Below are 12,710 nucleotides of genomic sequence, written 5' to 3' on the forward strand. Positions count from 1 at the left end.
AAACCATGCACGAGCTATCCCGTGATGAAATCCTAGCGCGCCGGCTCATTGCCCAAGGGCTAGCGCCGTCGGCCGCGCGGCCATCGCTCACCTCGGCGCTGGACGTCGCTGAGCATCTCCTTGCTCTACAGGGGCAGACTTACGATGCTGGTGTTCGTGCACTTTCCCTGCGCGCCGGGTGTGACGATGACAAGGTTCTGAAAGAGATAGAAAGCTACCGCGTGGTGCGCTGCTGGCCCCAGCGAGGGACGTTGCACTTCATGCCGGCTGCCGACGTCCGCTGGATGTCCTGCCTCCTCTATCCACGCATCGCCGCAAGCCAGAAGTCTCGGCGCCCCAGTCTAGGGCTCAGCGAAGAGATGTTTGAAGCGTGCTCAGAGGCCCTCCACAGCGCAGCCACCACACCATTAACCCGCGCGCAGGTCTATGAGCTTTTCGCCGAGACGGGCGTGGATCCCACAGAAGGTCGCGGCTCCCACTTACTGCGTGCCTTCGGCGGGGCAGGTGACCTCGTCCAAGGCCCCAAGGACGGCAACCAGGAAACCTTTCTTCACGTTGATGCACTTCCCGTTGCCCAACACGAGCCCGCGGATCCCCTTCACGAACTTGGTCAACGGTATATCTCAGGTCATGGTCCGGTCTCGGTAGAAGACCTCCAAGCGTGGTCAAAGCTCAGCAAGACTCAAGCCACCACAGCTTTGAAGTCGGCAGACGCTCGACGCACTCGCCACGATGGCCAAGACTTTTGGATGGCCACTTGGCAGGAAGATGTTTCTGCAGAGGAAATCCGTACTGCCCTAGAACTACGACTCGAGCTGCCTGCGTTCGACGAATACTTGCTGGGCTACGCCAACAAGGACTGGATTGTCCCCGATGGGATCCGCGTCAATGTCCTCACCAAGAACGGTCTGAGTTGGCCGTGGGTAATGGAAGGCGGACGCGGCGTGGCCAGCCTGCGCTAGCTACAAGCATTACGGCATGCGCAGGATGCGGCGATGAACCGTGCCGGCAGGTTCAACGTGGATGAAGACCTCAGCACCGGGGAAAAGCTCATCGATGGCGTCCTCAATGCGGTCAGCAATGGTGTGCGAGTGCAGTACCGTCCACTGGCCGGGCACGTCCATGGTGAGGTAGACCAGCCTGTTGCGGCCGGAGGCTACGGTGCGGCGAGACGTAAACTCCACGTCGTGACGCTCTTCGAGTTCGTTGAGGAGGGTGTCGAGCTGCGCGTGTTCTTCCTTGGGCAAAGACTCAGAGAGCAAAGAGCTCAGAGATTCCTTGAGCAGCTTGTACCCAGTCCACAAAATATTGAGGCCCACCGCAAACGCGATGACTGGGTCGAGCCACAACCAATCCGTGAGGCTGACCGCGCCGATGCCGAGGAGGACGCCGACGGACGTCCAGACGTCGGTAAGCAAGTGCTTTCCGTCCGCCTGCAAAGTAGCCGAACGGTGCTGCTTACCCGCGCGCACCAGCAAAAGGCCCACGCCTAGGTTGAGCAAGGAAGCCACGAGCGATAGGAGAAGACCTAGCCCAGGCTGCTCCAGCGGCTGCGGCTCCATGAGGCGGCGAATAGCGGTGTAGATGATCATCGCCGCGGCGACGAAAATCATTGCACCCTCCACCAGCGCCGAGACATACTCAGCCTTGCCGTGCCCGAACTGGTGGTTCGCATCCGCGGGTTTGGCTGCAATCTTGATAGCCACGAATCCCACGACAGCGGCAACAAGGTTGACGCCGGACTCGAGGGCGTCGGAAAGAAAGCCCACCGATCCCGTCACGGCAGCAGCAATAACCTTGAGAACAATGGTGGCCACCGCAGTGGCGATAGAGAGCTTCATGAAGCGTTCGAGCACCAACTGCTCGCTAGGAAGAGACATATCCCGACCTTCGTGGAGAGATTTTTTACGATCCCTCAGACTACCAAAGCCGGATGTGCACGCACTGTTCACTGAATGTTTACCGCGTGCGGTCGCGAAGTACATAACCCACCATTAGTTTGTACTTTATGTCCATAGACATAACTCGCCCAGTCCTACTCTTCGATTTTGACGGGACCGTCAGCCTTGGCCACGGTCCCGTGCTGGCCTATGCGCACCATATTGCTGAGAAGGCCGGGCACCCGTCCATTGCTCATGACGCTGAAGCGCTGCTGAACTCCAATGACGTCGGCTCAGCGCGCGACGGCTACCACCTCGTCCACACTCTCGCCGCCGAACTCGACGTGCCGGAAGAGACTTGCCAGGAGGCATACATGGCCTCGCGGGAGAACCTCGCCGACACCGGCATTACTGCCCCTGAGGGGCTTGCCGAGTTCCTTACTTCCTACCCCGGCCGCACCATTCTGGCAACTAACTCTCCGGAAATCGGTCTTAGCGCTGCCCTTCATACGCTTGGCCTCAAAGAGTCCTTCGACGCCGTGTACACCGGGGTGGGTAAACCTCAAGGGCTCACCCGCATCCTGGACACCGATCTTGCCGGCACGGATCCGACTCGCCTCATCTCCTTCGGAGATATTTGGGAGTACGACCTTGCACCCGTGGCCGCCATGGGTGGACGCACCGTGCTCGTTGACTCCCCCTTCGCCGTCCCCTGTGAGGCTAACCCGACCTGGCGCGTCACCCGCGTCACCGACATCTTTCCCCAACTGACCTCTGCTCTTTAAACCACACGCACAGAAAGACACTCATCATGCACCGTTTCACCGCTCTTGCCGCCACTGCTCTTACTCTGTCCCTCTCCCTTACCGCTTGCTCCTCTGACTCCGATAGCGGTTCCGACTCCGCGAAAGGCGCTGATGAGAAGCTCACCCTCGCACTCATCCCGAACGAAAAGGTCAATGATTTGGTGACCACTGCGAAGCCGCTGACTGATTACCTCTCTGAGGAGCTCGGCGTTGAGGTTGAGGGTGTTGTGACCAAGGACTACCAGGCCGCCGTCGAAGCCATCGGCTCCGGCCAGGCTGACATCGCTATCGCCTCTGCAGCACAGCTGGCCTCCGCTGAGGATATGTACGGCGCCCACGCTGTTCTGCAGGATGAGCGCTTCGGTGCAGATTCCTACGCCGGCCAGTTTGTCACCAACAACCCTGACAAGTACTGCGAGGATGAGCCAGTCAAGGCCACCTACGCAGCAAGCGGCGATGACTACCTCTACTGCAACGGCACCGCCACCGCAGACAAAAATGAGGGACAGGGCCCGAAAGGCCTCGACGCACTGAAGAAGATTGATGCCAAAACTACCGTCGCCATGCTCGGTGCTACCTCGCCGGCCGGCTACCAGCTGCCGGTCATGGCTATGGAGTCCCAAGGCATTGATGTTGATAGTCTCAAGAAGGTCCCTGTGACCTCTAACGATGCGTCCATCATGGCCGTCTACAACGGTGACGCCGAAGTGGGCTTCAGCTTCTGGGACGCACGCTCCACCATCGATTCGTCCGAGGCTCCTGACTTGGCTGAGAAGCTCGTCGTCTTCGGCTACACCGACATGTACCCCAATGGCGGCGTCGTCATATCGGATGATGTCCCAGAGGAGCGCCGCAAGGAAATCACCGACCTTATGGACGGCTTCTCTGAGGTGGACCCGGACACCATGTCCGCCATCTTCGACATCACCGACTGGGTTCCGGCTAAGAAAGAGTCCATCGACATGGCGCGCAAGGTCAACGAACGCTTCGCACAGTAGATTCGCACTCCTCCACTGCCCATTTCCCACTTAGAAAGGTTCCCCATGACGGAGGAGAAGGCGTGGGGCATTCGGTTCGAGAATGTCTCAGTGCGCTACCCCAACGGAACGTTGGCGCTTGACGACGTCTCCGTGGACATCGCCCCCGGTGAATTCGTCGCCATCGTCGGTCTTTCGGGCTCCGGTAAGTCCACCTTCATCCGCAGCATTAACGGGCTCGTGCAGCCGACCTCGGGAAAGATCTTCGTTGGTCCGCACGAAATATCCGCCGCGAAAGGTTCCCAACTGCGCACACTACGTGGCCGCATCGGCATGATTTTCCAGGAGTTCAACCTGGCAGATCGCGCAAGTGTATTCGCTAACGTGCTCGTTGGCCGTTTCTCCCACAACCCAGGTTGGCGCACGTTGCTGGGCATCTCAACTTCGGCGGACAAAACGATTATCGCCGAAGCTTTGGAGTCCGTGGGCATCCTCGACAAGGTGTGGAACAAGGCCGGCGCTTTGTCTGGTGGCCAAAAGCAGCGCGTGGCCATTGCCCGCGCCCTCTCCCAGAAGCCCGCCATCATGTTGGCCGATGAACCCGTAGCGTCCCTCGACCCGCCTACCGCGCACTCTGTCATGAAGGATCTACGCCGCATCAATACCGAGCGTGACCTCACCACTTTGGTAAACCTGCACCTTGTGGACTTAGCCCAAGACTACGCGACCCGCATCATCGGCATTCGCCACGGAAAGATCGTCTTCGATGGCCCCGCGCAAGGGTCCTCTGTGGAGGATTTCGAGACCATCTACGGCCGCCGCATCCGAGAGGAAGACCAGCTGGGAAGTCAAGGGAGCACAGTATGACAGCCGTGCTTCCTCCCCGGCAGCGGAATTGGCCCGGCATTCTCGGTGGGCTGGCCGCGTTCATCGCGCTGACCATCGCCACGTGCATCCCCGCCTGGGGCGGTATCGAGATCGACTTGGGGCAGATTGCGCGCAATTGGCGCAACGGTGCCGACCGTTTAGCGCTGATGCTCAGCCCCGATTGGTCCATCCTTCCGCGCACGTGGCAACCTCTGCTCGAGACTTTAGCTATGGCCATGGTGGGTGCCGCCATATCCGCGGTGATTGCCCTTCCGCTGTCGTTGTGGGCGGCACGCCCCACGAATCCCTCGACACCATGGCGCACGCTCGTACGCGGCGTCGTCAACGTTGTCCGTGCGGTGCCCGATCTCGTTTACGCCACCATTCTCGTCGCCATGCTCGGCGTCGGCGCCCTACCGGGCGTCGTTACGCTAGTGCTTTTCGATGTCGGCATCGTGGTCAAGCTCGTCTCTGAAGCAATTGACTCCGCTGATGACTCCTACATGGAGGCCGGCCGCGCCACTGGTGGTACGCAGACTCAAATCAATCGCGTGACTGCTCTCCCCCAAACCTGGCCCGCCTTTGCCAGCCAGGTCATCTACTCTCTTGAACTCAACGTCCGTATCTCCGCGGTCCTCGGCCTCGTGGGCGCGGGCGGCATCGGCTTGCTCATCGACGAAGTCCGCGGATTCTATCGCTACGATGCGCTCTCCGCCATCGTGCTGGAGCTGCTCGTCGTAGTCATTGCCCTTGAAATCGTATCCGTCAACCTGCGAAAGAGGCTGCGATGAGCACTGCACTTCCAGCAACTGCACCATCCGCACTGCCTTCACGTTCCCGTAGCTGGGGTGTCTGGGGTGCGTGGGCCGGAATTCTTGTCATCCTAGCGCTGTCTTTCGGCTACATCGATGTCAACTTCTCCGCGCTCAAGCAGCTCCCTGCGAGCATCTGGCACTACCTCGTGCTCATGTTTGCGAACCCCGACTGGTCCAAGCTTGGTGAAGCGCTCCTTCAGACGTGGCGCTCCGTGGCCATGGCGTGGATCGGTGCGCTCCTTGGCGTAGTGCTTTCTACTATCCTCGGCGTCCTCGCCGCAAATACTGTCTCCCCCGGCTGGGTATGCCTGCCGCTGCGCACGCTCTTCGCCATCATCCGCGCGGTACCGGAAATCATCATCGCCATCATCATCCTGACAGTCACTGGACTCACTCCTTTTACAGGTGCGCTCGCCTTGGCGATCGGTGGCATCGGTACACATGCCAAATGGACCTATGAGGCCATCGAAACCGCGCCAACCGGCCCAGCTGAGGCAGTGAAGGCTTCGGGCGGCACTCTCGTGGAAACGGTGCGTTGGGGCACGTGGCCAATCGTCCAGCCTGAGTTAGCATCCCTAGCGCTCTATCGCTTTGAGATCAACGTGCGTACTTCCGCCGTCCTCGGTCTCATCGGAGTGGGTGGTATCGGCGACATGCTCACCGGCTATACGCAGTACCGACAGTGGGACGTCGTGGGCGTGCTGCTTATCGTCGTCATTGTCATCACCATGTCCATCGACGCCATCTCCGGTGCCATTCGCCGCCGGATCGTGGCAGCCAAATACACCTAAACCACATCCCCAGACCCTATGACTGATACTGCCCCGCCTTCCGCACACATCACTACACGCATGCCAAGCTTGCAGCCCATCGAGCAGCGCGTGGCTCGGGCCATCTTGGAGGACATGGACTTTGTCCTCCACGCCACCGCGGATCAGCTCGCGGCTAAGGTCGGTACCTCCCGCACCTCAGTCATCCGTACGGCGCAGGCGCTGGGCTACGACGGCTACCAGCAGCTGCGCGTAGCTCTCACGCAGGAGATTGCGCAACGCCCACGGCAGCTTCCCGGTGTCGATTCGACCTACGTCGGCCGCATGTCCGCCGAGATTGCCAGCTTCAGCAATTATCTACACGGACTCACCACGCTACTCAATGAGAAAGAACTGACAGCAACGGTTGAATCACTTGTGGGAGCGAAGCGCGTCCTCATCGTGGGCAACGGACTATCGGCTCCACTCGCCCAAACCATGGCGCTGCGCCTGACCAGTATCGGACGCCCTGCAGAGTTCGTGGGAGAGGCCACGGGCCAGCACATCGCAGCAACGCAACTGGATTCCGAGTGCGTATGCCTCGTGGTCTCTGGATCCGGCTCGACCACGCTCACGCTCAAAGCTGCGACCGCGGCCCACGCGTCGGGCGCGGCCATCATCGCATTGACGTCGTTTACCTCTTCGCCCTTGGCGGATCTTGCCACCTACACGCTGGTCATTCCCTCTCCCGATGGAACGTTCCGCGCTGAACTCGCGGATGCCTCCCGCGTGGCCTTCCTGCTGGTTTTAGAGGCACTCGTCACGCTGGTGGATTCCCACCTCGATGATTCCGCGGCGCGGCGCGCGGTGCTCACTGTGCTGCAATCGGCGATGGAGAATTAATTACCCAAGTACGCGTAGGCCGCGGCGATGAGCGCCTGGGTCGCGGTGTTCAGCGTCGGCTGCAGCTCCGGCGCAAATCGCGGGTTGTGGTTGGGAATTGATGCGCCATCAGTTCGCCCGCCGAAGCCCCAGAAACAATAGGGGGCTCCGAAGGCGTCGGGGATGCGAGAGAAATCTTCGGACGCCGTCCACGGCTCCATGTCGAGGACACTATCGCCACCGAGGACGTCGATAAGCTGCGCGCGCACTTTTTCGGTCGCGTCTTTATCGTTGACGGTGAGGGGGTAATTATCACTCTGTACAAACTCCGGCTCGCGCGGGGACATCGCTGCTTGGCACTCGGCCTCGATAATGCGGTGGATAGCCTCCACGATCTGTGCTCGGATGTTCTCGTCATAAGCACGAATGTTGATGCGCAGAGTGGCCGAATCCGGGATGATATTAGCCTTCGAACCTGCCTGCAGCGCGCCCACGGTCAGTACGGCGAACTGGTGCGGATCGACCTCGCGAGAGACAACGGTTTGTAGCCGCAGCACGATAGAGCTGGCCAGCACCACCGGATCAATACTCAGGTGCGGCATCGACCCATGCGAACCATGACCATAAACCGTGACAGTGAGTGAGGTCGCCGTAGACAGCACTGGGCCGGGCGCGATAAGCACGCTGCCGGCGGGGGCGTTCTTATCAATGAAGACGTGCTGGCCAAAGGCCACATCAGGGGTCGGAACCTTATCGGTGAGTCCCGCATCAACCATGGACTGTGCGCCCTCGGCGGTCTCCTCACCAGGCTGAAACAGCGCGATGAAGGTACCGGACCACGCGTCTCTAGCTTTCGCCAGCGCCTCCGTGGCACCCAACAAGGCGGTCACATGGGTGTCGTGGCCGCAGGCATGCATAGCGTCGCCCGTAGCGGCATAGCTTAGGTCAGTGTCCTCTTTAATGGGAAGACCGTCAAAATCGGCGCGCTCCAAGACGGTCGCTCCTTCACCGTTGCGGAGAATGCCGACGACTCCCCCGCCGAATTCCAGCACCTCCACCCCGCGAAACTCACGGAGCTTATCCGCGATAACCCCGCGAGTACGCTCCTCTTGCATGCTGAGCTCTGGGTGCTGATGCAAATCTTTGTACAGGGCTTCCTGCCACGTCGTGGCTTCCGCGGCGCGGTCAAGGATGTGGGCGATACTCATGCCCACATCCTACGCGGAGTGGCGGGACTATCCGCCGATCTTGAAGTCGCAGACGTCTCCGTCCTGCATGATGTATTCCTTGCCTTCCTGGCGGACCTTGCCCGCATTGCGAGCCTCAGCCATCGAGCCAGCGGCATCGAGATCATCGAAGGAAACGATTTCAGCCTTGATGAATTTCTTCTCAAAGTCTGTGTGGATGACGCCAGCAGCCTGGGGCGCAGCAGAGCCCTGCTTGATCGTCCACGCGCGGGCTTCCTTAGGCCCTGCAGTCAGGTAAGTCTGCAGGCCGAGGGTGGCGAAACCGGCCTTGGCCAACGTCGCCAAGCCCGGCTCCTCCTGGCCCACCGACTCCAGCAACTCGAGTGCCTCAGCCTCGTCAAGCTCAAGAAGCTCCGTCTCGGTCTGAGCATCGAGGAAGACGCACTCGGCTGGGGCAACGAGCTGACGTAGCTCATCCTTCTTGGCGTCATCAGTCAGCACGGACTCATCAGAGTTGAAGACATACAGGAAGGGCTTAGCGGTCATGAGGTGAAGCTCGCGCAGCAGGGCGAGATCAATCTCATTGCTCTTGGATGCAGCGAAGAGCGTGCGGTCATCCTCGAGGATGGCCTGAGCCTTCTTGGTCTCCTCAACGGTGTCCGTCAGCTCCTTGTTCTTCTTGGCCTCCTTCTCCAGACGCGGCAAGGCCTTCTCAATGGTCTGGAGATCAGCGAGGATGAGCTCGGTGTTGATCACCGAGATATCATGCGCCGGGTTAACCTCGCCGTCAACGTGAATAACGTTGTCATCAGCGAAGGCACGCACCACCTGGCAGATGGCATCTGCCTCGCGGATGTTGGCAAGGAAGGCGTTACCCATGCCCTCACCCTTGGAGGCGCCTTCGACAATGCCGGCGATGTCCACGAAGGACACGGTGGCCGGGAGGATGCGCTCGGAGCTAAAGATCTCAGCCAAGCGGTCCAGGCGGGAATCCGGAAGCTCAACGAGGCCGACATTCGGTTCGATGGTGGCGAACGGGTAGTTCGCTGCCAGAATATCGGAACGGGTCAGGGCATTAAACAACGTGGACTTGCCCACGTTGGGCAGGCCGACGATTCCTAGTGTAAGACTCACGGGGCCAATCCTAACGCACCCCGGATCTTTTAAGGCAAGATGGTGGGGTGAGTTCCGATCAGCCTAGCCCTCAGTCCTCCTCGCCCGAGCTCGCCGCCGCAGAGGCCGCGCTTGGCGGGCGCTTTGACGACTCAGTCGATGCTGCGTCCCTGGATGATGTTTCTCCGCACCCGCCGGGCAATCAGGTGGATCGCTCGGTGGTGGTCGGCGAAGTCATTAAGTCTGCGTCATTGTGGGCATTGCGCCTCACCATCATCGGACTTTTCCTTTATGCCACGTTCCGCATGTTGGGCAATTTTTGGCGCGGCATTCTTCCAGTCCTCATCGCGTTGATTATCTGCACCGTGCTGGCCCCCGTGGCCAGTGCCATGCGCCGTAATGGACTCCCGTCAGCACTCGCCGCAGCAATCACGATTTTGGTGTCCTTTACCGCAGTGGGCTCACTGTTCATGTTCATCGCACCGGACTTTGCGCGGCAATCCCAGACGCTCTATCTCCAGACGGCCGAAGGTATTCAGCGCCTCCAGCTGTGGGCCCAGGGCCCACCGTTGAATCTCGACCCGGATGAGATTGGCACGTATATCGACGAAATCGCTTTGTGGCTCCAACGCCAAGCCGGTTCCATCGCAGGCTCCGTCTTCACAGGTATTGGTACGGCCACGTCCATTGTGGTGACTTTGTTCATCATCGTGGTGCTCACCTTCTTCTTCCTCAAAGACGGCCATAATTTCCTTCCCTGGTTGCGCGCCGCCACTGGCCGCCGCACCGGCTGGCACCTCACCGAGTTGCTCACCCGCGTATGGACAACATTGGGTGGATTCGTGCGGGCACAGGCAGTGGTCTCAGCTGTCGATGCCGTCTTCATCGGCCTCGGCCTCGCCCTCATCGGTGTGCCGTTGGCCATGGCGCTCGCCATCATCACTTTCATCGCCGGTTTTATCCCGTTTGTGGGCGCCATCGTGGCTGGCGCACTGTCCGTCACGATCGCGCTGGTTTCTCTTGGCTTCACGAAGGCTCTGCTCGTCTTGGGACTTGTCCTCTTGGTCCAGCAGTTGGAAGGCAACGTGCTCTCGCCTTGGCTTCAGTCCAAGGCAATGAACCTTCACCCAGTCATCGTTCTGATCTCGGTGACAGTGGGGTCCGCGCTTTTCGGCCTCGTGGGCGGCTTCCTTGCCGTGCCGGCAGCAGCCACCATTGCGGTGGGCTACCGCTACTTCCAGGACATGATGATGCTCCAATCCGGCGAACGGACCGCAGAGGATCTGCAGTTTTCCACCGTGGCAGGCTTCCTCATCGGGCGCTATACACAAGAGCAGGGTGACCGGAAACGCGAGCAATGGTTGTCCATCCCGGATCACGTTGCTCCCGAAGGCGCGGCTGAGGATGTTGCCACCGATGGCACAAGCGCCTTAGACCGCAAGGTCGACGTCGATGCCGACTTCACTGAGCGTGAAAACGGCGCCCGCGCCGGCATCAAGCGTGCAATCGGAGCTCTCGAACAAATGTTGCAGTCGAAGGATAAAGACTAAGCCGAGATGTCCACGGCGCATGCCATGATGTCAGGCATGACGTCTACTCTTCCCGTGCTGCTGCTTTTCCTCGGACTCATCATCGGCGCTGCCTTGGGGTGGCTGGCCCGCGCCTATTCCGCGCAGTCCTCCCAACCCTCGGAAGAACACCGAGCTCTCCAGGAATCCCAGCGCCGGCAAGCAGAGCTTGCGCCGCTGGAGAAGGCAATGGACAGGCTGGGACTACAGCTCCAAGAAATTGAGGAGGACCGTGCTACCTCACTGGCCGCACTGAGCAGCCAGGTCCAGGCAGTAACGCGGACCTCTACCCGGCTGTCTGATCGCACGGACAAACTTGTTGGCGCGCTGCGCTCACCGAATGTTCGGGGGCGCTGGGGTGAGGTGCAACTTGAACGCGTTGTGGAGCTCGGCGGCATGCGCAAACATGTCGACTTTGACTCCCAGGTCACTGCATACATCAACGGCGCTGCCGTGCGCCCAGATCTTGTCATTCGCCTGGCCGGTGGCCGCAGCATTGTCGTCGATGCCAAGGTCCCGCTCAGCGCCTACCTCGACGCCATGGAGAGTGAGGACCCCGAGGATCGGGCGGGCTTCCTTCGGCGCCACGCACATCTCATGCGCTCCCATGTCCAGGCACTCTCCGGCAAGGACTACATTGAGGCTTTCTCCCCAACTCCGCAGTTTGTCATCCTCTTCGTCCCCGCCGACACGTTCGTCGACGCTGCACTGACGGTCGATGCTGAACTGCTCGAATTTGCCTTTGAGCGCAACATTGTCATCGCCACGCCGAGCACGCTCTTCGCCCTACTGCGCACCGTAGCGGTGAGCTGGCAGCACGAGGAGATATCCGATAAGGCCCGCGAAGTCCAGCGTTTAGGCCGCGAGCTGTATACGCGCCTTAATACTCTCAACGAGCATTATGACAAGGTGGGGCGAGGACTCGAGCGAGCCGTGGAGGCCTATAACGCGAGCCTGGCCAGCTTGGATTCACGGGTTGGGGTGACCGCCCGTCGGCTTACGGAATTGGATATTCCTGCCCGCGTGGATCGCACACCAGTCGAACCGCGCAGCGTGGAGTCGTGGCCGCGGCGCGCCCATAATGACTAACGTTTCACCCGAAAATCCCGGTAAACTCTCACGGCGTGTCAGTTGCCAAAAATCGTCGCCGCCCACCCCGTCGCGGAATGCCGCTCACCCGAGCACTTCTTGTTGCGCTCCTCGTGGCGCTCGTGGCCATGGCCGTGTCTGGTGTGCTCGGGCGTGTCGGACTGGCTTTCGCGCTGATTTTTGGCTTGGGTTCCCTCGCGGTGACTTGGCTCGTGGAGACCCGTGGCCTGTACATGACTGTGATTACTTTGCCCTTGCTGTACGCAGTCGGCGCAGTGGGGGCCGGATTTATCAACTCCGCTTCTGCGCTGCCAGAAGGCGCCTCGCCATTTAGTAAGACGGCGCTGCTCACTTCGGCTTTCCCCCTTATCCAGCACTTCCCTGTCCTCATCGTGACAGTCTTGGCATGCGCATTGCTGGCGGTACTTCGCGTGTGGCGCAGCAATAATCTTGCTAAGAGCCAAGAGACCAAGGCCCTCAAGAAGCGTCGCGCGGAGGTTGCTGCTGATGAGCGCAACCGTTCCGAACGCCTCTCTGTGGCTGAGCTCGTCGCGCGTGAGAACACCTCGCCCCGCCGGGTTCGTGAGCGCGATCGCGGGGAGCGCCGCCGCCTACAAGAAGAAGAACGACAAAGGCGCCGTCAGGCAGCTCCTGACGCAGACGAACGTGAGGAGTTCCGCCGAGCCGCCGCCAAGTCTGCTGAAAACAGGCAGCGTGCGCCGCGTCCTCAGCAGAAGCTCGAGGAGAACCTCTACGAGGACTAGCGCAGTGCTCTAG

The 12,710-nt window shown here is 60.3% G+C and carries 13 protein-coding genes; 10 read left to right on the forward strand and 3 right to left on the reverse strand.

The window, feature by feature from the left end:
* Positions 1 to 5: 5 nt before the first annotated feature.
* Entirely contained in the window at positions 6 to 962 is a 957-nt protein-coding gene (locus M5J09_RS01390; RefSeq protein ID WP_257156732.1) for a winged helix DNA-binding domain-containing protein, read from the forward strand.
* A 9-nt stretch (positions 963 to 971) separates the two neighbouring features.
* Here the strand turns inward: M5J09_RS01390 and M5J09_RS01395 are convergent, their stop codons facing one another.
* Positions 972 to 1,880, reverse strand: coding sequence for a cation diffusion facilitator family transporter (locus M5J09_RS01395; protein WP_042530272.1), 909 nt, complete (start codon positions 1,878 to 1,880; stop codon positions 972 to 974).
* 128 nt (positions 1,881 to 2,008) lie between these two features.
* Here M5J09_RS01395 and M5J09_RS01400 point away from each other — a divergent pair, with 128 nt between their 5' ends.
* Genes M5J09_RS01400 through M5J09_RS01425 form a run of 6 tightly spaced genes read left to right on the forward strand, consistent with a single transcriptional unit; the run spans position 2,009 to position 6,997 of the window.
* Positions 2,009 to 2,665 (forward strand): HAD family hydrolase, encoded by a 657-nt coding sequence (locus M5J09_RS01400; protein ID WP_144791923.1) that lies wholly within the window; start codon positions 2,009 to 2,011, stop codon positions 2,663 to 2,665.
* 26 nt (positions 2,666 to 2,691) lie between these two features.
* On the forward strand, positions 2,692 to 3,684 hold the full coding sequence (locus M5J09_RS01405) for a phosphate/phosphite/phosphonate ABC transporter substrate-binding protein (protein ID WP_257156733.1): 993 nt from the start codon (positions 2,692 to 2,694) through the stop codon (positions 3,682 to 3,684).
* A 45-nt stretch (positions 3,685 to 3,729) separates the two neighbouring features.
* Positions 3,730 to 4,530 carry a phosphonate ABC transporter ATP-binding protein gene (phnC, locus tag M5J09_RS01410; RefSeq protein WP_257156734.1) on the forward strand — a complete coding sequence of 267 codons (801 nt, stop codon included), beginning with the start codon at positions 3,730 to 3,732 and terminating at the stop codon, positions 4,528 to 4,530.
* A complete protein-coding gene (phnE, locus tag M5J09_RS01415) occupies positions 4,527 to 5,321 on the forward strand; it encodes a phosphonate ABC transporter, permease protein PhnE (protein ID WP_257156735.1) in 795 nt (264 codons plus the stop codon). Before phnC ends, phnE (M5J09_RS01415) begins: the two co-directional genes overlap by 4 nt.
* Positions 5,318 to 6,136, forward strand: coding sequence for a phosphonate ABC transporter, permease protein PhnE (phnE, locus tag M5J09_RS01420; RefSeq protein ID WP_257156736.1), 819 nt, complete (start codon positions 5,318 to 5,320; stop codon positions 6,134 to 6,136). Before phnE (M5J09_RS01415) ends, phnE (M5J09_RS01420) begins: the two co-directional genes overlap by 4 nt.
* A gap of 18 nt (positions 6,137 to 6,154) precedes the next feature.
* Positions 6,155 to 6,997, forward strand: coding sequence for a MurR/RpiR family transcriptional regulator (locus tag M5J09_RS01425; protein WP_257156737.1), 843 nt, complete (start codon positions 6,155 to 6,157; stop codon positions 6,995 to 6,997).
* Here the strand turns inward: M5J09_RS01425 and M5J09_RS01430 are convergent.
* The gene (locus tag M5J09_RS01430; RefSeq protein ID WP_257156738.1) at positions 6,994 to 8,184 is read right to left on the reverse strand and encodes an amidohydrolase; all 1,191 of its coding nucleotides are present in this window, start codon (positions 8,182 to 8,184) and stop codon (positions 6,994 to 6,996) included. The two genes, M5J09_RS01425 and M5J09_RS01430, sit on opposite strands and share 4 nt — an antisense overlap.
* Before the next feature lie 27 nt (positions 8,185 to 8,211).
* A complete protein-coding gene (gene ychF, locus M5J09_RS01435; RefSeq protein WP_042530257.1) occupies positions 8,212 to 9,297 on the reverse strand; it encodes a redox-regulated ATPase YchF in 1,086 nt (361 codons plus the stop codon).
* 47 nt (positions 9,298 to 9,344) lie between these two features.
* Here ychF and M5J09_RS01440 point away from each other — a divergent pair, with 47 nt between their 5' ends.
* Genes M5J09_RS01440 through M5J09_RS01450 form a run of 3 tightly spaced genes read left to right on the forward strand, consistent with a single transcriptional unit; the run spans position 9,345 to position 12,697 of the window.
* On the forward strand, positions 9,345 to 10,826 hold the full coding sequence (locus tag M5J09_RS01440) for an AI-2E family transporter (RefSeq protein ID WP_070537023.1): 1,482 nt from the start codon (positions 9,345 to 9,347) through the stop codon (positions 10,824 to 10,826).
* A 6-nt stretch (positions 10,827 to 10,832) separates the two neighbouring features.
* Positions 10,833 to 11,933: a DNA recombination protein RmuC gene (locus tag M5J09_RS01445; RefSeq protein WP_371440956.1), complete on the forward strand. Its 1,101-nt coding sequence runs from the start codon at positions 10,833 to 10,835 to the stop codon at positions 11,931 to 11,933.
* A gap of 35 nt (positions 11,934 to 11,968) precedes the next feature.
* On the forward strand, positions 11,969 to 12,697 hold the full coding sequence (locus tag M5J09_RS01450; RefSeq protein WP_257156739.1) for a DUF6542 domain-containing protein: 729 nt from the start codon (positions 11,969 to 11,971) through the stop codon (positions 12,695 to 12,697).
* Positions 12,698 to 12,710: the final 13 nt, after the last annotated feature.

The organism is Corynebacterium sp. BF-R-2 (assembly GCF_024586525.1).
Lineage (GTDB): Bacteria > Actinomycetota > Actinomycetes > Mycobacteriales > Mycobacteriaceae > Corynebacterium > Corynebacterium singulare.

Excerpts from the sequence above, each read along its gene's own strand:
- M5J09_RS01390 (WP_257156732.1), top strand. The coding sequence starts at position 6 with ATGCACGAGCTATCCCGTGATGAAATCCTAGCGCGCCGGCTCATTGCC.
- M5J09_RS01395 (WP_042530272.1), bottom strand. The coding sequence starts at position 1,880 with ATGTCTCTTCCTAGCGAGCAGTTGGTGCTCGAACGCTTCATGAAGCTC.
- M5J09_RS01400 (WP_144791923.1), top strand. The coding sequence starts at position 2,009 with ATGTCCATAGACATAACTCGCCCAGTCCTACTCTTCGATTTTGACGGG.
- M5J09_RS01405 (WP_257156733.1), top strand. The coding sequence starts at position 2,692 with ATGCACCGTTTCACCGCTCTTGCCGCCACTGCTCTTACTCTGTCCCTC.
- phnC (WP_257156734.1), top strand. The coding sequence starts at position 3,730 with ATGACGGAGGAGAAGGCGTGGGGCATTCGGTTCGAGAATGTCTCAGTG.
- phnE (WP_257156735.1), top strand. The coding sequence starts at position 4,527 with ATGACAGCCGTGCTTCCTCCCCGGCAGCGGAATTGGCCCGGCATTCTC.
- phnE (WP_257156736.1), top strand. The coding sequence starts at position 5,318 with ATGAGCACTGCACTTCCAGCAACTGCACCATCCGCACTGCCTTCACGT.
- M5J09_RS01425 (WP_257156737.1), top strand. The coding sequence starts at position 6,155 with ATGACTGATACTGCCCCGCCTTCCGCACACATCACTACACGCATGCCA.
- M5J09_RS01430 (WP_257156738.1), bottom strand. The coding sequence starts at position 8,184 with ATGAGTATCGCCCACATCCTTGACCGCGCCGCGGAAGCCACGACGTGG.
- M5J09_RS01445 (WP_371440956.1), top strand. The coding sequence starts at position 10,833 with ATGTCCACGGCGCATGCCATGATGTCAGGCATGACGTCTACTCTTCCC.